This is a genomic window from Kitasatospora sp. A2-31, from assembly GCF_022288725.1.
In the GTDB taxonomy this organism is placed as follows: domain Bacteria; phylum Actinomycetota; class Actinomycetes; order Streptomycetales; family Streptomycetaceae; genus Kitasatospora.
In genome coordinates this window covers 80013-100950 of record NZ_JAKNTA010000012.1, presented here as the reverse complement: position 1 = coordinate 100950, position 20938 = coordinate 80013, and the positions used below count along the sequence as shown (strand labels likewise).

At 73.3% G+C, this 20938-nt stretch carries 17 protein-coding genes; 11 read left to right on the top strand and 6 right to left on the bottom strand.

Annotation, left to right across the window (positions count from 1 at the left end):
• The first annotated feature begins 326 nt into the window (after positions 1 to 326).
• Both MCM47_RS29200 and MCM47_RS29195 read left to right on the top strand, forming a co-directional pair.
• Positions 327 to 1667 carry an MFS transporter gene (locus MCM47_RS29200; protein WP_238864676.1) on the top strand — a complete coding sequence of 447 codons (1341 nt, stop codon included), beginning with the start codon at positions 327 to 329 and terminating at the stop codon, positions 1665 to 1667.
• A 274-nt stretch (positions 1668 to 1941) separates the two neighbouring features.
• On the top strand, positions 1942 to 3534 hold the full coding sequence (locus MCM47_RS29195) for an alpha/beta hydrolase (RefSeq protein WP_238864675.1): 1593 nt from the start codon (positions 1942 to 1944) through the stop codon (positions 3532 to 3534).
• 299 nt (positions 3535 to 3833) lie between these two features.
• On the opposite strand, the gene MCM47_RS29190 is transcribed toward MCM47_RS29195, so the two are convergent.
• Positions 3834 to 4127, bottom strand: coding sequence for a DUF1330 domain-containing protein (locus MCM47_RS29190; RefSeq protein WP_238864674.1), 294 nt, complete (start codon positions 4125 to 4127; stop codon positions 3834 to 3836).
• 86 nt (positions 4128 to 4213) lie between these two features.
• Complete coding sequence (locus tag MCM47_RS29185) at positions 4214 to 4852, bottom strand: flavin reductase family protein (protein ID WP_238864673.1); 639 nt, start codon at positions 4850 to 4852, stop codon at positions 4214 to 4216.
• A 456-nt stretch (positions 4853 to 5308) separates the two neighbouring features.
• Between MCM47_RS29185 and MCM47_RS29180 the strand changes: the two genes are divergently transcribed.
• The 3 genes from MCM47_RS29180 to MCM47_RS29170 all read left to right on the top strand — a co-directional run bounded on the left by MCM47_RS29180 (position 5309) and on the right by MCM47_RS29170 (position 10301).
• Positions 5309 to 5890, top strand: a complete 582-nt coding sequence (locus tag MCM47_RS29180; protein WP_238864672.1) for a kinase — start codon at positions 5309 to 5311, stop codon at positions 5888 to 5890.
• A gap of 653 nt (positions 5891 to 6543) precedes the next feature.
• On the top strand, positions 6544 to 9369 hold the full coding sequence (locus tag MCM47_RS29175) for an SdrD B-like domain-containing protein (protein ID WP_238864671.1): 2826 nt from the start codon (positions 6544 to 6546) through the stop codon (positions 9367 to 9369).
• Between the two features lie 143 nt (positions 9370 to 9512).
• A complete protein-coding gene (locus tag MCM47_RS29170; protein ID WP_238864670.1) occupies positions 9513 to 10301 on the top strand; it encodes a hypothetical protein in 789 nt (262 codons plus the stop codon).
• A 126-nt stretch (positions 10302 to 10427) separates the two neighbouring features.
• Here MCM47_RS29170 and MCM47_RS29165 read toward each other — a convergent pair whose 3' ends face one another.
• Positions 10428 to 11774 (bottom strand): nitrous oxide reductase family maturation protein NosD, encoded by a 1347-nt coding sequence (locus MCM47_RS29165; protein ID WP_238864669.1) that lies wholly within the window; start codon positions 11772 to 11774, stop codon positions 10428 to 10430.
• 58 nt (positions 11775 to 11832) lie between these two features.
• Between MCM47_RS29165 and MCM47_RS29160 the strand changes: the two genes are divergently transcribed.
• Together MCM47_RS29160 and MCM47_RS29155 are read left to right on the top strand one after the other, a co-directional pair.
• Complete coding sequence (locus tag MCM47_RS29160) at positions 11833 to 13041, top strand: Dyp-type peroxidase (protein ID WP_238864668.1); 1209 nt, start codon at positions 11833 to 11835, stop codon at positions 13039 to 13041.
• A 199-nt stretch (positions 13042 to 13240) separates the two neighbouring features.
• Positions 13241 to 13636, top strand: a complete 396-nt coding sequence (locus MCM47_RS29155) for an STAS domain-containing protein (protein WP_238864667.1) — start codon at positions 13241 to 13243, stop codon at positions 13634 to 13636.
• Positions 13637 to 13824: 188 nt separating this feature from the next.
• On the opposite strand, the gene MCM47_RS29150 is transcribed toward MCM47_RS29155, so the two are convergent.
• Genes MCM47_RS29150 through MCM47_RS29140 form a run of 3 tightly spaced genes read right to left on the bottom strand, consistent with a single transcriptional unit; the run spans position 13825 to position 17369 of the window.
• Positions 13825 to 15765: a YhgE/Pip family protein gene (locus MCM47_RS29150; protein WP_238864666.1), complete on the bottom strand. Its 1941-nt coding sequence runs from the start codon at positions 15763 to 15765 to the stop codon at positions 13825 to 13827.
• Positions 15762 to 16604, bottom strand: coding sequence for an ATP-binding cassette domain-containing protein (locus tag MCM47_RS29145; protein WP_238864665.1), 843 nt, complete (start codon positions 16602 to 16604; stop codon positions 15762 to 15764). The genes MCM47_RS29150 and MCM47_RS29145 overlap by 4 nt, the downstream gene beginning before the upstream one ends.
• Before the next feature lie 60 nt (positions 16605 to 16664).
• Complete coding sequence (locus MCM47_RS29140; protein ID WP_238864664.1) at positions 16665 to 17369, bottom strand: metal-dependent hydrolase; 705 nt, start codon at positions 17367 to 17369, stop codon at positions 16665 to 16667.
• Positions 17370 to 18021: 652 nt separating this feature from the next.
• Between MCM47_RS29140 and MCM47_RS29135 the strand changes: the two genes are divergently transcribed.
• The 4 genes from MCM47_RS29135 to MCM47_RS29120 all read left to right on the top strand — a co-directional run bounded on the left by MCM47_RS29135 (position 18022) and on the right by MCM47_RS29120 (position 20712).
• Positions 18022 to 18243, top strand: coding sequence for a DUF6458 family protein (locus tag MCM47_RS29135; protein ID WP_238864663.1), 222 nt, complete (start codon positions 18022 to 18024; stop codon positions 18241 to 18243).
• A gap of 440 nt (positions 18244 to 18683) precedes the next feature.
• Positions 18684 to 19556, top strand: a complete 873-nt coding sequence (locus MCM47_RS29130) for an RNA polymerase sigma factor SigF (RefSeq protein WP_238864662.1) — start codon at positions 18684 to 18686, stop codon at positions 19554 to 19556.
• A 78-nt stretch (positions 19557 to 19634) separates the two neighbouring features.
• Entirely contained in the window at positions 19635 to 20048 is a 414-nt protein-coding gene (locus tag MCM47_RS29125) for an STAS domain-containing protein (protein ID WP_238864661.1), read from the top strand.
• Between the two features lie 190 nt (positions 20049 to 20238).
• The gene (locus tag MCM47_RS29120) at positions 20239 to 20712 is read left to right on the top strand and encodes an ATP-binding protein (protein WP_238864660.1); all 474 of its coding nucleotides are present in this window, start codon (positions 20239 to 20241) and stop codon (positions 20710 to 20712) included.
• The last annotated feature ends 226 nt before the right edge of the window (positions 20713 to 20938 follow it).

The following is a 20938-nucleotide window of genomic DNA, read 5'->3' as shown; positions in this document are numbered from 1 at the left end:
TTCGGGCCGCGCCAGACCGTGCGGCGGGCGCCGCCGGGCACGCCGGCGGGGAGCCTGTCGCGTCGGCCCTCGGCCACCGCGGGGTGCTCGGCGGGACACCACCCGGGCCGGCCGCCGGACGTGCTCGGCCTCCGCGGGGCACGGCCGCGGGACACCACCCGGGCCGGCCGCCGGACGTGCCGAAGTGGCCCATGATCTCGGGCTTCGGCTGGACCTGCCCGGTGGTCCACTGCTCTCCTAGGATCGAACCTGCCAGTCAGGAACCGTTCAGGAGCGTTCCCGTGGGGAACGGCCGGCCCAGGGGGGCCGCGGCATCGAGGAGTCCAGTGTCGCCCGTACGTCCCATCCCGCCCGCCGGCCCGCAGCGCACGCTGGCCGTCGCCCAGTTGATCGGCTCCATCGGCGACGGCGCCTACTACACCTGCTCCGCGCTCTACTTCACCCGCGTCATCGGCATGTCCCCGACCCGGCTCGGCGTCGGCCTCGCCGTCGCCTGGGCGATCGGCTCGCTGGCCGGTGTCCCGCTGGGGCACCTGGCCGACCGGCGCGGACCGCGCGGGACCGCCGTCCTGCTCGCCCTGGCCACCGGCACGGTAGTGGCCTCCTTCCTGGCGATCCGCTCCTTCTGGCCGTTCCTGCTCGCCGTCAGCCTGTACGCCACCGCACAGTCCGGCCTGACCGCCGCCCGGCAGGCCCTGATCGCCGGCCTGGTCGCGCGGGCGGAGCGAACGGCGCTGCTGGCCCGGCTGCAGTCGACGCTCAACGCGGGTCTCGCCCTCGGCGCGGCGCTCGGCGGCGTCGTCCTGAGCACCGGCAGCCGGGCGGGGTACCTGGTCGCCTTCGCCGTCACGGCGGTGGGCTTCGTGGTGAGCGGGCTGATGCTGCTCCGGCTCCCGGCCCCCGCCCCGGCGCCCGCCGGACCGCGGCCGGCCGGCGGCGGAGCGCGGGCCGAGCGGAGGCTCGCCGTGCTCTCGGACCGGCGCTACGCCCTCGTCACCCTGGTCAACACCGTGCTGCTGCTGCGGATGCCACTGCTCAGCCTGGCGATCCCGCTCTGGATCGCGGCCCGGGCGGAGAGCCTCGGCTGGCTGGGGCCGGTCCTGTTCGTCCTCAACACCGCCGGCGTGATGGCGTTCCAGGTCCGCACGGCACGCGGTGTCACCGGGCTCCGCTCCGCCTCCCGCACCGTCCGCGACGCCGGCGCCTTCCTGCTCGCCTCGTGCGCCGTGTTCGCCCTCACCGCGGCGGACGTTCCGCTCTGGGGGACGGCCGTCCTGCTGGTGGTGGCGGCGACGCTACAGCTGGTGGGCGAGATGAAGCAGTCCGCCGGCTCCTGGCAGATCAGCTTCGACCTGGCTCCCGCCCACCAGACCGGCCAGTACCAGGGGTTCTTCGGCTCGGGCGTGGCGGTGGCGCGCACCGTCGGACCGCTGCTGCTCACCACCCTGCTGCTGGACTGGGGCGCGCCCGGGTGGCTGCTGCTGGGCGGGCTCTTCCTGGCGGCCGGCTGTGCGATGGGGCCGGCGGTCCGCTGGGCGGAGCGCGACCGGCCGGGCGCGGTGGCGGCGGTGCCGGCGCCGGCGCCGGCAGCGGAGGTCCCGTCGCCGGGGGCGGAGGTCCCGTCGCCGGGGGCGGTGGACGCGGCTGCCGGGGTGGCGCGGGCCTGAGACCGGCGAGGCCCTTCGAGCCGACCCCCGCCCGTCATGGCGGGGGTCCGCCACGGCGGAGGCCCCGGCAATTTGGCGATGGACCGTCACCTCGGGCAAAAGGACCGTCAACTTGGTGCCTGAGCAGCAAGAACGCCGGAATCCCGGCGTCCACACGGCAGAATCCGCCGATGTCGATGCTCTTCCCCTTCGGAACATCCACTGCCAGGCTGGCCGGGTTTGCAGAACCGGAGGAGGTTTCGTGTCCCGCGTGTCACGCATGTCCACTGCGGCGTTGGCGGTTGCCAGCGCGTTCGCCCTCGTCGCCGGCACCGCCGCCGCGGCGTCCGCCGCGCCCGACCCCGGCGCGGTCGCCTCGGCCGCCGAGGCCCGCGTCGAGCCGGTCGCCTGGACCCCGTGCAACCCCGATCCGACCAAGCCGGACCCGGGGATCTACGACTGCGCCGTCTACCCGGTGCCGCTGGACTACGACAACCCGTCCGGGGAGAAGATCGGCATCGCGATGATGCGCCGCCGCGCCGCCGACCCGGCCAAGCGGATCGGTTCGCTCTTCCTGAACCCCGGCGGCCCGGGCGGCAGCGGCTACCTCTGGGCGACCACCACCCGTTTCGGCAAGGACGTCCAGGACCGCTTCGACCTGGTCGGCTTCGACCCGCGCGGTGTCGCCCGCAGCAACCCGCTCAAGTGCTTCACCACCGACGAGGAGGCCGCCGCCGTCTTCGACCGGCAGGTCGGCGTGCCCGTCACCAAGGCGGAGGTCGACGCCACGCTCGACGCCACCGAGGACTACACCGACGCCTGCTCCCGCAACGCCGGCCCGCTCATCGAGCACATGTCCACGGAGAACGTCGTCCGCGACCTCGACCGGATGCGCCGGGCCGTCGGTGACAAGCAGCTCAGCTTCGCCGGCTTCTCCTACGGCACCCTGATCGGCTCCACCTACGCCAACATGTACCCGGACAAGGTGCGCGCGGTGATCATCGACGGCAACGTCGACCCCAACCTGCGGCTGCACAACGGCCTGGAGTACGACCGGCAGCGCGCCGCCGGCTTCGAGCTCGCCCTGGACGAGTTCCTCAAGCGCTGCAAGGCGGCCGGTGCCCCGCGCTGTGCCTTCGGCGAGGGCGACACCCGGGCGAGGTTCGACGCGCTCCGCGACCACCTGCGCACCTCCCCGGTCACCCTGCCGGGCGGCACCACGGTGACTCTCTCCAGCTTCACCAGCCAGGTCGCCAATGCCCTCTACGCGCAGAGCCGGCAGGCCCCGCTGGCCAAGTCGCTGCAGGCTCTGGACGAGGCGATCGCGCAGCAGGGCGCCCCGTCGCTGGTCGCCCCGAAGGCCGCCGCCGACGACGCCAAGGCGCTGGCCGTGACGGTGCCGTCCGCTCTGCGCGAGGCCCTGCCGGAGACCCCGTACAGCGCTGACGACTCCTACTACGGCGTCAACTGCCAGGACAAGCCGTACCCGTCCAACCCGCGGGTCTTCGCCAACCTGGCCCGTTCCTGGGAGAAGGAGTCGCCGACCTTCGGCCGCTACCAGGCCTTCGACGCGCCCGCGTGCGCCAGCTGGCCGGCTCCCGCGCGTGACGCCGAGCGCTACTCCGGCCCGTGGAACCGCCGCACCGCCAACCCGGTCATGGTGATCGGCAACCTCTACGACCCGGCCACCCAGTACAAGTTCGCCGAGCGGATGCAGCGCCAGCTCGGCAGCGCCGTGCTGGTCACCGTCGACGTGGTCGAGCACTGTGCCGTCGGCCGCAGCGCGGCGCTGGGCAAGCTGGTCACCTCCTACCTGGTCGACCAGACCGTACCCGCGCCCGGCCAGGTGCTGAAGCCGGACGTGGAGGCCTTCCCGCCCGTCTCCTGACGCCTCAGCGCCGCAGTTCACCACAGCGCGACCGGCTCACCGCAAGGGCCCGCCCCGGGTGCATCACCCCGGGGCGGGCCCCCGCCGTTGGGGCTTCGGACCCCGGCACGCACCCGCGACTGACCGCCGCCGCCGTGCAGACGGTGGGGGGAGAAGGGGTACGAGGGCTTCGTCCTGGCCCTGTCACGGCGTGAGCGGCCGCGACGGCCCGCCCCGGGCGGGCGCCTGGTCGGCCCGCCTGGGTGTCCGGGGGTGTCCGGGGTGCCCGGGGTGTCCAGGGGGCGGGGCGGAGGCGGCGGTCAGTCGATTCCTTCGACGATGCGGAAGTCGCGCTCGACGCCGTCGGAGAGGGCGACCAGCGCCTCCTGGTAGGCAGCGCTCTCGCGTGCCGCGACGGCCTGCTCGAAGCTGTCGAACTCGACCAGGATGGTGCGCTCGGCGATCCCGGCGTCATGCGCCGCGACCCGACCGCCGCGGACGATGGTCCGACCGCCTGCGGCCTTGACGGCCGGAGCGGCCAGCTCGTTGTAGGCAGCCAGCTTCTGAGGGTCCGAAATGGTGCGGTAGACGCTGACCCAGTAGGCCTTGGGCATGGCACCTCCAGTGTTGAATGAGTCCGACCAGCTTACGAGTTGGCTCGGACAGGCGTCGGCGGGCGAGAGCGAGACCGTCAGCCTGCTCAGACAGTCGTCGACCGGAGTCGGTGCGGCATCTTCCAGCCCTTGGCGAGCCTCGACGGGTGAACGTTGCGTCCCCCTCCGAAGAACTCGCAGAACTTCATGATCAGCGGGTCCCAGCCGAGCGGGTCCACATGGTGCGTCCCCGGGATGACCAGGTCCTCCTCGACATGGGCGCGAAGGACCTCGACCTCGAAGGCGGTGGCATGCGGTTCGGGACCGCCGAAAGGATGGACCGAGACGACCCTGCATTCCAGCTGGACCGGGCACTCCGCAACCCTGGGAGCCCGGACCAGGTCCGATGCCTGCTCGGTCAGCCGTGCGGTCGAGAACTTGTCCGGCTCGTGCCGGTAGCCCTGCTTCGCCTTGTAGTCCGGCACGGCCGGCTTCCCGGTGGTGAGCGCGATCCGGTCGACGGCGTCGACCATCGCTGACGAGGGCAGGTTGAGCACGCACTCGCCCTCCCGCAGCAGGTTCGCGGTGGTCTGGGCGTTGTCGCCGAGACCGAGCATGCAGGACTGACCCAGCCACCACGCCGAGGACATCGGCATCAAGTTCGCCGTGCCGTCCTCGTTGAGTGAGCTGATCAGCACCACCGGAGTTCCGAAGTAGAGGACCTTGAGCCCGGGGACGACGTGCATGCGCTGCGCCTTTCGCGGAGTGCCAGACGGACAGGCTCGCGATCAGGAGCACGAACCACCGCTGACTCTCTCGTGAGCGAACCCCTCGACGCTGGCGGAGATACGACATCGCGCTTCGGGCAGGTGAAGCGGTCCTCCGACGACAGGCCGGCGCTATCTACGGGGACGCGCGCCTGGCTGGTGCCAGCCCGGCCCACGCAGAGACGATGATCCGCTTGGCGGTGATCGGCGTGATGGTCCGCCGGCCGGCCCGGGGCCGAGCAGCCGGCCGGAGCGGCCCGCGGCTTCTCACGCTTCCGTCGTCTCAGACAGACATCTGTAAGGCACGAACCGGTCACACCTACTTGCCTGACGTGCAATACAGGCCCCGAGCGCCCCAGATGAGCTTCGGCACTACCTCCCGTCCCACACCCCGTGACCGCGTCGCACGTCCTGGCCGTGGGTACGGTCGGCATCGTGGACGACAGCGTCGATCAGCCCTCCGCCGTGAGCACCGCTGCCGGGACGGGCAGCACCGGCACGGTGCTGGTGGTGGTGCGCGGACCCAGCGGCGCCGGGAAGTCCAGCACCGCCGCCCGGATCCGCTCCGCCTACGGCCGCGGCCTCGCCATCGTCGGACAGGACCAGCTGCGCCGTGAGGTGCTCCGCGAGCGCGACGTCGTCGGCGGCGCGAACATCCCCCTGATCGGTCTGGTCGCCCGGCACGCCCTCAACAGCGGCTTCCACACCGTCGTCGAAGGCATTCTCGACGCCGGCCGCTACGGCGCCATGCTCGCCGACCTGGTGGCCGGCCACCGCGGCCGCAGCTTCCTCTACTACCTCGACATCGGATTCGACGAGACGGTGCGGCGCCACGCCACCCGGCCGCTGTCCGCCGAGGTGAGCGCCGAGCAGATGGCCGGCTGGTACCGGCCGCTGGACCTCCTGCCCGGTGGACTCGAACACGTCATCGGCGAGGACAGCACCCTTGACGACACCGTCGCCCGGATCCTGGCCGACACCGCTCTCACCCCGTCGGGCTGGACACCGCGCCCCTGACCAGCCGCCAGGACGAGCCGGCCAAGTCACCCGGTGAACGGCGTCCAGCGACGGGGCTGTGGGCGGTTTCGTCCAGCGCCCGACCCCCGGCCGTCGCCGATCTCCCTCCGCGCACCCGCTCTGGCGGGCGCGCGCTCGGTGTGGCGCCGGCCTCGGTGGTCTCCTCGACAGGTGCGATCGGGGTGCCGCTCTGGCGGGCGACCTGCTGGGAGACGCGGCCCCGCTGGTCAACCCGCCGGTGCTTCAGGGCCTGACGGACGTGCAGACGGTGTGTCGAGCAAGTGTCCGATCCGTTCCGAGTGGAGGGCGGAGGGCGGGTTCCGATCGGACCCGGATCCGCCGGGGCGCCGCCTTCCGGCGCGGGGCGGCCGGCCTGCACCGGGTCTCGCCGCGTCCGCCCGACCGGGTTCAAGGAGTGCGGTCTGTGGCAGAAGTTGCCTTGTGTGAAGGAGAGTTGGACTGCATAGTGCGTGTGCGCCCGCCCCGGTAGGCGTGACCCTTCGCCGACGAATCCCTGATTGAGGGGCAACGTTCCGGTTCTGCTGCGAACTTGTGCGGAGCCCCTTTAGGCTCCCATTAACAATGGCGGCGTTCCGCCACTCACGAACTCCACGAGGCCGGGCGGAAGGCCCAACCGGACGATGAGAGCAGGGATGACTACGACATTCGGAGAAGCAACCGGTGCCGCGCGCGGCCCGGATCGGCGCCGACCGGGTGCGCTCGGCGGGCGCACCGTGGGCGGCGCGCTGGCGCTGGCCGTGGGGATCGGTGCCTGCTCGCTGGTGGCGGCACCGGCGGCGTTCCCGCAGACGGGCGACGGGACGGTGACGGTCCGCGTGGTGCGGGCCGTGGACACGGACGGAGTGTGGACGCCCGGGCTGGAGCCGGGCATGGCGGGCGTGAAGGTGACGCTCACGGACGACGCCGGCACGAGTATGACGGGCACCACGGCGGCGGACGGCACGGTGGCGCTGGCGCCGGCCGCGGCCAAGCTGACCGGCGGCAAGTACCGCGTCCAGGTGGTGAATCCGAAGCCGGGTACGCTCTTCCCGGCCTTCGCCTCACGTCAGGGGCTGGCCGGGGCTCCCAACAAGCTGAGCAGTAACGAGGAGTTCGTCGACCTCTCCGGCGGCAAGGAGGTGACGTACACCACCGGGCTGTGGAATCCCGGTGACTACTGCCAGAGGAACGCGCCGCTGGTGACGACCTGCCAGCCCGCCATCCGCGACGGCGGACCGCAGCGGACGCTGGTGTCCTTCCCGTACAGCGCGCGCGGCCAGGACGGCGTGGACGTGAAGGTCACGGACATCGCGACGAACGCGGAGACCGGGACGCTCTTCGGCATCGCGTGGAACCGGGCGGACCGGCGGGTGTTCTCCTCCGCCGTGGCCAAGCGGACCACGGACTACGGTCCGGGCGGTGCGGGCGCGATCTACGTCACCGACCTCGCCCAGAAGCGCACCACGCTGTTCACCACCGTCCCGGACGCCGGTTCCACCGTCCACGGCGGCGGCACCGACGACGCGTTCCTGGCGGTCCCGGGCAAGGAGAGCCTCGGCGGCATCAAGGTCACCGACGACGGCAAGGACCTCTTCGTCGTCAACCTCAACGACCGCAAGCTCTACCGCTACAACGCCACCGTGCCGACGGCCCCCTCGCCGACGGCCGCCTACCCGATCCCGGACCCGGGCTGCCCGGCCTCCGGGGACTGGCGCCCGTTCGGCCTGGGCCTCCAGGACGGCACCGGCTACCTGGGCGGTGTCTGCTCGGGCGAGTCCACCGGCAGGACGTCCGACCTGCGCGCGGTGGTGCTGCCGTTCGACCTGACCACCGGCGCTTTCGGCAAGGCGGTGCTGGACCAGCCGCTGGACTACCCGCGCGAGTCGACGGTCGGTGGGGGACCGTGCGACGGGGCGGGCTGGTTCCCGTGGACCAGCACCTACCCGACCTCGCAGAACGGCAAGCCGTGCGGCGCCTCCACCATCGCCCAACCCGAACCGGAGCTGGGTGAGATCGCCTTCGAGTCCGACGGCTCGATGCTCCTGGCCTTCCGCGACCGCTTCGGCGACCGTGCACCGGCCGGTCCGACGCCGGGTTCGGCCTCCGTCGTCATGTCGGGCGGTGACCTGAACAAGGCGTGCCCGGCGAACGGCACGTACGTGATGGACACCAACAACGGTTGCGGACTGACCACCCGGGGCACCCGCTTCTTCGACACTAGCTGGGGTGGCCACCACAACACGGCGTTCGCCGGCATGGCCCTCTCCAAGGCGGAGAACACCATCGCGGTCTCCGCCTTCGACCCCAATCACACCGCCCTCGGTTACGGCACGTCGTTCCTCCAGCGGAACGGCAAGCAGGACCCGAAGTTCGGCCTGCGGCTCAACCCGCCCGGGGTGGACAGCGCACCGTTCGGCAAGGGTGCCTCGATGGGCGACCTGGAGGTGCTCTGCGACCAGGCACCGCTGCAGATCGGCAACCGGGTCTGGTACGACCCGGAGCGCAGGGGCATCCAGAGCCCGGGCCAGAAGCCGGTGCCGGGCGCGACCGTGAACCTCTACGACGAGGCCGGGAAGGTCGTCGGCACCACGAAGACGACGGAGGGCGGCGAGTACTACTTCGACGACTCCAACGTCACCGGCGGCCTCAAGCCTCACACGAAGTACACCGTACGGCTCGACGATCCGGCCGACTACGCGAAGGGCGGACCGCTGTACCAGTGGGTGCCGACCGACGCGGACGTCGGCGACAACCGCTTCGTCGACTCCAAGGGCGTCGTCCCGGCGGGCGGCACGTACGCGGAACGGGCCCTCACCACCGGCGGACCGGGCGAGAACGACCACACCTACGACTTCGGGTTCCGGCAGAAGGAGGGCGCGCTGCGCCTGGTCAAGCACGACCAGGACGGCAAGCCGCTGGCCGGCGCGAAGTTCCGGCTGTGGAAGGAGACGAACGGGACGAGCGGGCTGCAGACCAGCGGTGACAAGCCCGACACGGCGGTCGGCGAACCGTGCACCACCGGGGCTGACGGCACCTGCCGGGGCAGCGGTGCGGCGGGGACGTACTACTGGCAGGAGTCGAGCCCGCCGGAGGGCTACGCCACGCCCGAGGTGACGGTGTTCGGGCCGCTGGTGCTGAACGCCGACAACCTCGACGCCGGTGTCGAGGTGACGGCGGTCAACCGCCTGCTCCCGACGCCGACCCCCACCGGGACCCCGTCGCCCACCGGTAGCCCCTCGCCGACGCCGACCGGGCAGCCGACGCCGGACCCGACCAGCCCTGCCCCGGCGGCGCCGGTCCCGACGATGCCGCCCCCGGTGGTGCCGCCGGCCGTTCCGGCTCCCGCCCCTGGGTCGCACCTGCCTAGCACCGGCGCGGGCCCGGGCATCCCGGTGATGGTGGCCGGCGCGAGCACGCTGACCGTTCTCGGTGCGGCGCTCGTGCTGGTGGCCCGCCGACGCAGGGCGCGACAGCAGTAGCAGGAAGCACCCCCTTGCCGGGCCCACCCGGGTCCGGGCAAGGGCCGGTGCCCGAGTACCGGTAGCGGTCGGGCGGGCCGGCGGACCCGAGGTCCGCGGGCCCGCCCGACCGTCGTGACCGACCGACGAGAGAAGGCGATCGCATGGCCCGGAAGACGACGGCAGCCCCGCGCGGGGCCCGTGGTCGGACCCTCCGGCTCCGAGCGCTGATCGCGCTCGTGGTGTGCGCGACGGCGACGGGTGGCCTCGCCGCCTACCGGGCCGTCACCGAAGAGGCCGGGGAGCGACCGGTGACCGTCGAGGAGGCCTCCCGGCTGGCCCTGTCACGCCTGAACCTGTACCAGGCCAGCCCGATCACAGTGACGCTCGCCGCCGCCGAGGGCGGGGGCGTCGACGTCCGGGTCGAGGGAATCGTGGACTACCGCGCCCGCCGGGGCGTGGGCCGCTACCGGGTCACCGGGGCGAGCGGCCCGCTCGACCACGGACTCGTCGTCTGGGACGCCGGCGGCCTCGGGCTCGCCCCCGAACCGGCCGGTACCGACGGCCCGGCCTGGGAGCAGGCCGAGCGCGTCCCCCGCCAGGGCTGGTCGCCGCGCGCGTACACCGCGGACCCCCTGGACGCAGGGCTCCGGCTGCTGGTCGAGCTGGGCGCGGACCGGCCCGACAACCCGTTGCTGCTCGCCCAGTCCGGGGCACGCCGGCTCGGCCGCGACCGGATCGACGGCCGCGACCACGACCGGTTCGCCGGTCCGCGGGCCCAGGGCGCCGCAGCGGACGGCGCGCGGTCACCGCTGACCTACTGGGTCGACGGCGACGGCACGCTGCGGCGGGTCACGATGCAGATGCCCGGTCTGGGCACGCCGGCCACGCTGGACTTCGGCGGCCACGACGGGTCGGCGAAGTTCCCCGAGGCGCCGTGGCTCACCGGCTGACACCCGACGCCTCAGGGACGGCTCCGGGTGCCGACCCCGGAACCGACCTCCCGCGTCGGCTCCCGGCACCCGCAGTGGCCGGGCCCGTCCGTCCGGCCCGGCGACGGACCGGACGGACGGGCGCCCTCACGCCGGTCGGTCCGGGAGCGGTCCGGCGTCCGCCGGCAGCGGGTAGGAACCCGGGTCCACGGTCCCCGGCAGGTCGGTCGCCGGCCGTCCGGGGGCCGACGGGTCGGGCAGCGACGGCTGGGCGGGCGGAGCCGGCACCTGGCTGAACGGGACACCCGGCGGAGCCTGGACGGGAGCGGTGCGGCCGGCGCCGAGCGGGCCGTGCCCCGGGCCGCCGCAGCCCGCCGCGGTCTCCAGACCCTCGGGGCTCTGCACGGTCGGCCGGTTGCCGCTGAAGCAGTTGCCGGTGTCGACCGATGCCAGGACGAGATCGGCCCCGTTGCCGTCCACCAGGTTGCCCTCGACGCGGTTGCCGCCCGCCGGGTGCCCGGGCGGATCGGTGACCACCACCCCGGCCGCGCGGTTGCCGCGGACGAGGTTGCGCTCCACCCGGTTGGCGGTCCCGCCGCCGATCCCGATGCCGATGCCGAAGCCACCGTCCGCCTGTTCGGGCGTGTCGGCGGCGTTGTTGTCGGCGACCACGTTGCCCGCGATCACGGCACCGTGCTGCGGGGCCAGCGCCTCCAGATCGTTGGAGTTCACCGTGACGCCCACGCGGTTGCCGACCGCCCGGTTGCCGAGGATCGACAGACCGTCCGAGGCGTTGGTCAGCTCGACGCCGACCGCGTTGCGTTCCACGGTGTTGCCGCGCACCACGGTGTCGCAGGGCTTGCACTGGCCGACGTAGATCCCGGAGTCTGCGTGCCCGGAGGCGTAGGAGTCCTCGATCACGCCGCTGCGCGCGTCGAAGGCGTAGATGCCGTACAGGCCGTTGTTGTAGGCCGTCACCCGCGTCGCCCGGAAGCCCTGGACGGGCGGGAAGCGGGCGGTGTCCAGCGGGTCGTAGGCCGAGCCGCCGGCGCCGCGCTGCTGCAGCTTCTCGTCGGTGACGCCGGTGAAGAGGACGCCGTTGGCCAGGTACCCGTGGACGGTGAGGTTCTCCACCACGGAGCCGGGGCCGGTGACGGTGATGCCGTTGGCCAGGCGGAGTCCGCCGTCGAACAACACGGCGTTGCGGTCCGTCCCGCGCACCACGAGGTTGCGCTTGGTGACCCGCACGCTCTCGCGGTACGTGCCGGGGCCGATCAGCACCGTCTCGCCCTCACGCGCGACGTCCACCGCCTTCTGGACGGTGGGGACGTCCTCCGGTACGCGGACCACGCTCCCGGCCGGATGCTCGGCGTCGCCCGACGCCGACCCCGTCGAGGAGCACCCGGTGGCCGCCACGGCGAGCGGGAGGGCCAGGACCAGCAGGCGTCCCAGCACCGCCCGGGGTTTCGTGGGGCGGACGGGTGCGGTCGTCAACGGGCGATCAGGAGGCGTGATTTGCATGGTACGTGTTCTATCGTCTCCAATGGGCCGCATGCCCACCGAACCGGAAAACGCACAACCGTCGAGCGGATCCTCCGCGGCCGGTGTCGGGCGGCGACGGGCGCTACTGGCCGCCGGGGCGGTGCTCGCCGCCGGCGTCGGCGCGGCAGCCGCCGAACTGGCGGACGGCGGGCGTCCGTCCGGCCGCACGGACGCCACCGGCGCGCCGCCCCCGCAGGCCGCGCTCCCCTTCCACGGTCTCCGGCAGACGGGGGTGACGTTCCCGCAGCCCGCGGCGACCCAGCTGCTCGCCTTCGGCCTTCCGCAAACCTCCGCCGCCGCGGACCGGGAGATCCTGCGCACCCTCCTCGCCGCGTGGACGCGCACGCTGTCGAGCGCGGTGACCGGGCCGTCACCCGACCCGCGCCTGCAGGACGCCGGCACCGCCCGGCTCACCTCCCTGGTCGGTGTCGGCCCCGAGCTCGCCGCCCGGCTGGACCTCGCCGTCCCCGCCGGACTGGCCGACCTGCCGCCGTTCCCGGGCGACCGCCTCGACCCGGCCCGCAGCGGCGGTGACCTGGTGGTCCAGTTGTGCGCCGAGGACCGCTGGACGCTCGCCGTCGTCGGCGAACTCGTGACGACCGCCGCCCGGGCGGCCGGCGCCGTGCCGCGCTGGGCCCAGTCCGGCTTCCTGCCGCCCGTGGACGCCGGCGCCACGCCCCGCAACCTGTTCGGCTTCAAGGACGGCACCGCCAACCCCGACGAGGCGACCGCCCGGCAGTGGGTGTGGGGCCCGCCGGGCCCGCACGAGAACGGCACCGTCCTGGTCTACCGGCGGATCCGCATGGACACCGCCGCGTTCGCCGCCCTCCCCGAGGACGGGCAGAACCTCGCGATGGGCCGGCGCAGGGGCGACGGCTCCCCGCTGACGGGCACCGCCGAGCACGACGACCCGGACATCTACGCCAAGCGGCCGGACGGCTCCTACGTCATCCCCGTCACCGCGCACGTCCGCCTGACCAGTCCCCGCCTCGACGGCGGATCCCGGATGCTCCGCCGCGGCTACAGCTACGACGACGGCCCCGGCGACCGCGGGCTGCTCTTCTGCGCCTTCATGCGCGACCCCGCCCAGTTCACGCGCGTCCAGAACCGTCTCGCCGCCCGGGACGCCCTCAACCCCTTCCTCGAACACACCGCGTCCGCCGTGGCCTACGTCCTCCCGGGCGCTCCGGCGGGCACCACCCTCGGCGAGCACCTCTAGCGGCACGTCGAACACCCGGCGACGGAGGTCCCGGCGAACGCCCTCGCGACCCCGGAGAAGTCGCGGGACGGCCGGAACGCAGGCTGAACGGCCTCCGGAGCGACGAGTGCTCCTGGTGCACGACGCGTGGTGCCTCCGCGATTTGGCTGCCCAGGGGCGGCATGCATAGGGTCATGAAACATCTTCGTTGGAGGGGACGTTGCCAGCCCAGGACAAGACCGTTGCCGCACCGCCGGAGCCCACGTCCGCCGCGGGTCTCACCGTTCGGGTGTGGCGCACCGCGAACGAGGCGGCCGTGTGCAGCTTCACGGGCGATCTGGACCTCGAGAACCTCGCCGAGGCCCGCACTGCGCTGCAGGAGGCGGTCGCCGCATCTCCCCCTCTGTTGGTGGCCGACCTCGAGCACCTCGGTTTCTGCGACTCCTCAGGCCTGAACCTGCTGCTGAAGACACGCATGAACGCAACCGCGGCCGGAATCCCGTTCCGCCTCGCAGCACCGTCGCGGGCGATCACGAGACTGCTGGGCATCACGGGGGCCGACACGGTCTTCTCCCTCCATCCCTCGGTCGACGAGGCGCTCGCTGCCCCTCGATGACGCCGGACCCCCCGCGGCCCTGCCGGCCGGTGGTCAACGGCGACGCTGACCGGCCTGTACTGAAGGCCGGGACTCCCCGCTGCGCTGGGATTCCTGCGGATTGCCGGGCCGCCGCCGAAGCCGGGGCCCGGCCGTGACCGAGATGGACGGTGCGGCGCAGCTGCCCTCCTTACCATCCTGACCGTTCGTCACAGCTCCAGGTCGGGGTGGAGACGGGCGACCGTCCACACGCGCCGACGGCGCAGGACGAGCGACGTGAGGCACAGGAACAGGACGCCGAAGCCCACCAGGAGGGCGATGTCCCGGGTGAGGTGGGAGGCGAGGCCACCGCTGATCGTCACGCGGAGGCCGTCGACCAGGTAGGTCATCGGCAGGAAGGCGTGGACCGCCTGGAACGGCGCCGGGGTGGTCTGCATCGGGTACAGGCCGCCGGACGCCGTGAGCTGCAGGATCAGCAAAATCAGTGACAGGACGTCACCCGCGGTGCCGAACGCGGTCCGCAGGCAGTGGTCGATGGCGACGAACGCGGCCGCACCGACCAGGAGGAGCAGAACGGTCTTCCAAGGAGCCACTGCGTGCAGTCCGAGACCCGCGCTGACCACGCCGTAGAGGATCAGGGCTCCGAGCGCGCCCAGCGCGGCGGCCGGGAGCCAGCCCGCCACGGCGAGGGTGGAGGCCCGGGTGCGGGCGGCCAGCGCCCTGGTGTTGACCGGTCGCAGGAAGAGGTAGGCGAAGAGTCCGAACACCCACAGGGCGACGCCGAAGAAGAACGGCGCGAGCCCGCGGCCGTAGACGCCGGCGGGATGAAGGTTCGACCGGTCGATCTCGACGGGCGTCCCCAGCACCTGGGAGGCATGGCTCAGTTGACCGGCGTCCAGGACGGGGACCTGCTTCCGGCCGTCGTCGATGAGGTTCGCCAGCGTGGTGGCACCGGTGTTGGCCTGGTCGGCGGCCGTCTTCAGCGCTCCGGAACCCTGCTGGAGGGCGGACAGGCCCGTGGACACCGTGGAGGTCCCTGCGGCGATGCTCTGGGCGCCGGAGTCGACCAGCGCCAGGGGCGTCCGGGCGTTCCGGGCGGACTGCTGGGCGGCTGCCACTGCCTTCTGGAGGTTGGCGGCCTGCTGGAGCGCCGCGCGGGCGTTTCCGCCGGCGGTCGCGGCCTGGCCCTCGATCTGGCCGGCGGTGGTGTCGGCCGCCGAAGCGTCCTGCCTGACGCGCTGGAACAAGGGGTCATCGCTCAGCCCCGGGTGTGCCTGGGCCAGGCGGTCCAGACCGGCAGCCGCCTTGGCGGTTCCCTCCTTCACCGTTGACGTGGCGATGTGGACGGCGTCCACGCCCTGGGAGACGAGGGCGGCCGCGCCGACCAGGGTGCCGGTGGCCGAGTCCAGCTGCGGGGCGGCCTCATCGAGGGCGGCGGCCGCCGCGTGCACCTGGCTCGTGGCCTGGCTGAGCTTCCGGGCGCCGTCGGCGAGCTGGGCGGACCCGGCCTGCAGCGTGGCGCCGGCGCCGACGGCGGCGGAACTCCCCTGCTGGGCGACGGTGGTGGCGTTCACGAGTCCCTGCGCCGCCCGCGCCGCGGTGTCCAGCTTTCCGCTGACGTCCGCCAACCGGCCGTAGACGCCGCGGACGTAGGCCCCGTGCGCAGCGGCGTTGACCTGCTCCTGCAGCTTCGCCTGGACGACCTCCGTCATGACGCCCGCGATGTAGTTGTTCGCGTCGTTGAGCCGGATGTGGATCCTGGCCTGTTCGGGCTGTGCGTCGGGACCGGTGGCCAGGCGGGCGCTGAAGTCCGCGGGGATGTGAACCGTGAAGGAGTAGCGCCCGCGCTCCAGGCCGGTGCGGGCCGTGGCCTCGTCGACGAACGCCCAGTCGAACTCCCGTGAGGCTTTGAGCTCCGTCACGACCTGCGCGCCCGCGTCCACCTGCTGCCCCTGCCGGGTCTGGGCCGGCAGGTCCTCGTCGACCACCGCCACGGGGATGTGCCCCGTCTTCCCGTAGGGATCCCAGTTCGCCCACAGGTACATGGCGCCGTACAGCAGAGGAACCAGACACAGCACCAGGGGGACGAACCGCCTCAGCGGGCCCCGGAAGCTGCGCAGTTCCAGCACCGCGAGCCTGATCGCCGTCATGCGGCCCCCTCCTTCCGCTGGGGCGAGCCGTCCGGCCCGCCGTCCGGCCCCCGCCGTTCGTGCTCCTGCCGCGCGTCCTCATCCGAGGCGTCCGAGCCGTCCGAGGCGTCCGGTCCGTCCGAGGCGTCCGGTCCGTCCGGTCCGTCCCGTCCATCCGGTCCGTCCGGTCCCCGTTCCTCGGGCGGTCGGCTCCGCCGGGGCAGGGCCACCAGTACGGGCGCCGGGCCGAGGCCGCCGCCGGCTGCCGGAGGGTCGAGGGCGCCCGCCAGGACGGTGCAGCCCACCCGGCGGGCCCGGTCGAGGAGCCGCCAGACCCGCGTGCGATCGTCCGCCGGACACCCGCGGTCCACGTCGTCCGCGACGATCACGGCGGGACGCGTGGCCAGGGCGAGCGCGACGGCCACGCCCAACGCTTCCGCCGGGGGCAGGTCGCGCACCAGCGCCCTGTGGTCCACGTCGAGGTCCAGGGCCGCGAAGGCCTCGGCGACCTGCGCCCTGCTCAGCCGGCGGCTCAACCACCGGCGCTCGGCCACCAGCTCCCGCACCCGCAGGTCCGGGTCCAGCCCGATGGCGGGCTCTGCACGGGCCACGGCCACCAGCTCTCTCACCCGGCGGCCGTTCGGGGGCAGGACTTCACCGCCCACCCGAACCGTGCCGCCGTCCAGCCGCATCCGCCCCGCGAGCGCGAGCAGCACCGTCGTCCGGCCCGAGCCGCCCGGCCCGTGGACCACCAGCAGTCCGCCGGGATCCACACTCACGTCCAGGTTCTCGAACACCGCACCTCGGGGCCCGCGCACACCCGCTCCGCGCGCCACCACGTCCACACCGGCAATCTCCACCCCCAGCCGGTAACCCGTCCGTGCCGCGCCATGTCTGTCAGACCGGTCACACTTCTCGGCTCAACCGGAAGCCAGACGCGGGGCGAAGGCCGAGAACCACAGGGCCGCGAACGTGGCGACGGTCATCAAGGGGACGAGGAGCCGGGACTCCACCTTCCCTCCGGTCCGCCTGACCAGCACGAGTTCGAAGCGCCTGCGGTAGGGCCAGAGCAGGGGCGCGCCCCGGCGGGTCAGGCAGTCGCCGAGCAGGTGGCTCAGCGTGCCCAGGCAGACGGTGTAGGGCAGCCAGAAGTCGATGCAGGTGAACCAGGCGGCCACCGTCGCCGTCCCGACACCGGCCAGACCGACGGAGGTGATCCACGCGGTCGGCCCGTGCCCCGGTGGGTGGAGGTGCAGGGCCCGCGCCGCGAGGGCGAAGAGCACGAAGGTGAGACCGAGGGTGAAGCCGCCGCCGAGGTGGATGACGCCCATCCGGGTGCCCCACCCGGTGAGCGCGACGAACAGCAGCGAGTGCGTCGCATGCCGGTGGCCCCCGCACAGCCGGCCCACCAGACGGCACAGGCCCCTCGACAGCGGACCGAGCAGGTGCGCGGGCGTGGCGTCGTGGTGGTCGAGGTCCGGCAGCAGCGCGGCCCCGGCGCAGAGCAGGGTGCCGACCAGCACCTCGCTCGGCCGCGGCTGCGCGCCCAACACCGCCTCCGGCAGGAACGGCGCGGTGGCCGCGTAGAGCAGTGCCCCGCCGATCGCATGTGACTGACCCAGCATGTCGCCCCCTGACCTTCCGCTGCCTGGCGCACCGCCCGCTCCGGCCGCAGCCCGGGTCGGCGGAGGTCCGACTGCTACCCGCTCGGCAGTCACCCGGTTCCTCCTGCGCCCTCCCCCCCCGCCACGTCCGGTCGGGCGTTCGGGCGTCCCTCGGCCGGGTGCCCCGGGCGGCGTGGAGCATGCCTGACCGCCCGGGGCCCGCCGGGCCCGCGGTACGGGTGCGTTCGACGCGCCGGGGCGGAGCCTTGGACGATCGAGGCTTCGCCCGGCCGACACCTTGGGGCCGGCTCTCCCCGTGCGGGTGGTTGCCGGTCGACGGCCCCGGGGAGCGGCGTCACCCGCTCGGGGCGCCGGCATGGAACGGCGCGCAGCGGTCAGCAGCCAGGAGACCCGTGCGTCGCACCGGGTCGGCCCGCGCGACCCTCCTGTCGGCCGCTGGGCCGCTGACACGAAGGGAGACACCCGTGCTCGCCGGCATCAGCGTCGCCGTCCTGATCCTGGTCGCCGTCCTGGCGGTGCGCGCATTGAGGCGTTGAGGGGTGCGCGGTGCGCGTCAGGGGTGCGCGTCCGCGGGGAGTTTCGTCGCCGCCGGCATCCGATCCCGGATCCGGGGCAGTCGAGGGACAAGCCGACTGACGAGGAGTGAGACAGTATGGGTATCGGTGGCTGCATCGGGTTGTTCGCCCTCGGCGCCATCATGGTCTTCGCGACGGACTGGCATCTGAAGGGCATCGACGTCCACACGGTCGGCTGGATCCTCATGGCCGCCGGCCTGCTGGGAGTGATCACTTACGTCAACGTGTTCCGGCGCCGGCGCGTGGGTCGCAGAGTGGACGTCGACGAGGTGGTCGAAGAGCGTCGCTACTACGAGTAGGCCGCCGCATCCGGGCTGACGGTGAGGAGTGGGCGGTCGGCTCGGCCGGCTTCCCGCTCCTCGCGATGCCGGGGGAGGGGGTGTTCGGGCCCGAGGCGCGGCCTGGGCGCGCCGGGCGGTGCTGCGAGCCGTCGGGCGTGGTCGGGCCGGCCATCGAAGGTCGCCCCCGTAGAACGCCGGGTCGGGACCCGCATCCGGTCGTGGGCATCATCGAACCCGGGCGGATGGATCCGGTCGTGGGCCGGGTGCGGTGCGCGCCGTCATGGAGGCCAGCCCGGCGTCCAGGCCGCCGGGGACAAGGCCATTCCCCGGGAGGAGGTGCTCCGGACGGCGGATCTGGTGCGACGTGACCTTCGCGAAACCTTCACGAAGTGCGGCTGCATCGATCTCGCGCTCCGGGGTAGCAGGGCCCCGTCGTGCCGTAGCGGGAAAGGACTCGGATGCCCACGCCCACCGGTGAACTGCTCGCCGCCCCAACCGTCCCGGCCGGGAGGATACGGGAGCTGCTGCCAGCCGACCTGCCCCGGGGGGAGGACCTGCGCGAGATGGCGCCGGCCGACGCGCGGGAACTCACCCGCGTCCTGCTGCGCCGCCTCGCTGCGCTGGAGGAGGGGACGCGGGAGTACTCGTACGTCCGCAACACTCTGGTGGAGATGAACCTCTCCCTCGTGAAGTTCGCGGTCCGCCGCTTCACCTCGCACCGCGAGCCCAGGGAGGACCTCCTCCAGGTGGGCGCGGTCGGCCTGGTCAAGGCCATCGACCGGTTCGACCCGGACCTCGGCGTGGAGTTCACCACCTTCGCCATGCCGACCGTCCTCGGCGAACTGCGGCGCCATTTCCGCGACACCACCTGGGCGGTGCACGTGCCCCGGCGGCTCCAGGAGCTGCGTATCGTCCTGGCCAGGGCCCAGGAGAAGCTGTCGCAGGAACTCGACCGCGCCCCGACGCCCGCCGAACTCGCCGAGCACCTCTCGCTGCCGGTCGAGGAGGTCGTCGAGGGGCTGACCGCGGCCAACGGCCACACCGCGGGCTCGCTGGACCTCGGCGGCTCGGAGGACGAGGACGGCCCCGGCGCGCTGGGCGAGCGCCTCGGCGGGGAGGACCAGCGCCTGTCCCGGGTCGAGGACCTGGTGGCGCTCAAGCCGCTGGTGGCCGCACTGCCGGAGCGGGATCGGCTCATCCTGTCCATGCGCTTCTGCGAGGACCTGACGCAGTCCCAGATCGGGGCCCGCCTCGGGCTCTCCCAGATGCACGTCTCCCGGCTGCTGAGCCGCACCCTGCGGAAGCTGCGGGAAGGGCTGGTCGGCGACTGACGGTCGCCGAGGGCCGTGATCGGCGCAGCGACCCGGCCTATGTATGGTCGGAAGGCACGGACAATGGAGGGGGCGACGATGATGCCGTCCGACAACGACCAGGGCGAAGCGGCCCTGGTGACCGAACCCAGGCCCGGCCTGGTGGTGCGCAGCCGCACCACGGAGGCCGGGGCGGCGGTGTGCGCGCTCGCCGGCGACCTCGACATCGAGACGCTGGCCTCGGCCGCCGAGGACCTCGCCGAGCTGGTTGCGCGGCGCCCGTCCGCACTGGTCATCGACCTGAGGGAGGTCGCCTTCTGCGACTCCTCCGGGCTGAACCTGCTGCTCCGGACCCGCATCGCGGCCGAGAAGGAGGGGCTGCACCTGCGGCTCGCGGCGGTGGCGCCGACGGTGCTGCGGGTGCTGGAACTGACCGGTGCACGAACGGTGTTCACGATCCACGAGACCGTCGAGGAGGCCCTGGGCGCCGACCGGGTGCGCGTGACCGGGTGAGCGCGGGACCGCCCGAGCGTCAGGTCGCCTGACCGCCTGACCGCCTGACCGCCTGACCGCCCGAGCGCCGGGCTGTCCGAGCGGCGGGGCGGCCCGCCCGGCTACCGGTCGGCGCACGGGGAGAGGCATAATCCCGGAGCTGCCGGGAAACCGAGCTGCGAGAGTCGTCGATGCGGAAGGGTGCCCTTAGATGTCGATGAGCCGGGGAACCCTGGACGGTGACCCGCTCCCGGGCGGGCTCGTGCTGCCCGCCGGCGGTCAGCGCAGACGGTTGCCCCTCGCCGGGCTCCCCAAGCCGGTCGCGCGCGCGAGGGCCCACACCGTCCGTGCGCTGGGCGACTGGTGCGCGTCCGTCCCCGCGCCCGGCGCGGAGATCACCGAGGACATCGTCCTGGTGGTCGCCGAACTCGTCGGCAACGCCATGCTGCACGGAGACGGCCCGCTGGAACTGGTCCTCGACCTCACCCCGGACCGGCTGCGGATCGAGATCAGCGACCGCAGCACCGACCTGCCCGCTCCCCGGGAACCGCACCACCCCGCACTGCCCGGCGGCCACGGCCTGTTCATCGTGCAGCGGATCGCCGACCGCTGGGGCGCCGAGCCGCACGCCCAGGGCAAGACCATCTGGGCCGAGTTCGAGGCGTACCGTCTCCTGGGTGCGTGACCGGGAGCCTGCGGCATTCCGGATCCGAGCAGTACGTCCTGACGGCAGGGAGCCCGGACGGCGTGCGGTCGGCGACGAACGACAAGCGGCGGGGCCGCCCTCCTGATCGGGCGGCCCCGCCGCTTGCGCCCGTCCACACGACGCGGAGAGTCAGGGCTGACGCGTGCGGGCCCTCGCGGCTGAGCGACGGGCCGAGGACTGGGACCGCTCCCCGGCGGAACCACCG

Bases quoted from the DNA above. Each gene is read 5' to 3' on its own strand.
- MCM47_RS29160 (WP_238864668.1), top strand. From the start codon at position 11,833: ATGCCCACCGAACCGGAAAACGCACAACCGTCGAGCGGATCCTCCGCG.
- MCM47_RS29190 (WP_238864674.1), bottom strand. From the start codon at position 4,127: ATGCCCAAGGCCTACTGGGTCAGCGTCTACCGCACCATTTCGGACCCT.
- MCM47_RS29185 (WP_238864673.1), bottom strand. From the start codon at position 4,852: ATGCACGTCGTCCCCGGGCTCAAGGTCCTCTACTTCGGAACTCCGGTG.
- MCM47_RS29125 (WP_238864661.1), top strand. From the start codon at position 19,635: ATGATGCCGTCCGACAACGACCAGGGCGAAGCGGCCCTGGTGACCGAA.
- MCM47_RS29170 (WP_238864670.1), top strand. From the start codon at position 9,513: ATGGCCCGGAAGACGACGGCAGCCCCGCGCGGGGCCCGTGGTCGGACC.
- MCM47_RS29175 (WP_238864671.1), top strand. From the start codon at position 6,544: ATGACTACGACATTCGGAGAAGCAACCGGTGCCGCGCGCGGCCCGGAT.
- MCM47_RS29150 (WP_238864666.1), bottom strand. From the start codon at position 15,765: ATGACGGCGATCAGGCTCGCGGTGCTGGAACTGCGCAGCTTCCGGGGC.
- MCM47_RS29135 (WP_238864663.1), top strand. From the start codon at position 18,022: ATGGGTATCGGTGGCTGCATCGGGTTGTTCGCCCTCGGCGCCATCATG.
- MCM47_RS29130 (WP_238864662.1), top strand. From the start codon at position 18,684: ATGCCCACGCCCACCGGTGAACTGCTCGCCGCCCCAACCGTCCCGGCC.
- MCM47_RS29120 (WP_238864660.1), top strand. From the start codon at position 20,239: ATGTCGATGAGCCGGGGAACCCTGGACGGTGACCCGCTCCCGGGCGGG.
- MCM47_RS29140 (WP_238864664.1), bottom strand. From the start codon at position 17,369: ATGCTGGGTCAGTCACATGCGATCGGCGGGGCACTGCTCTACGCGGCC.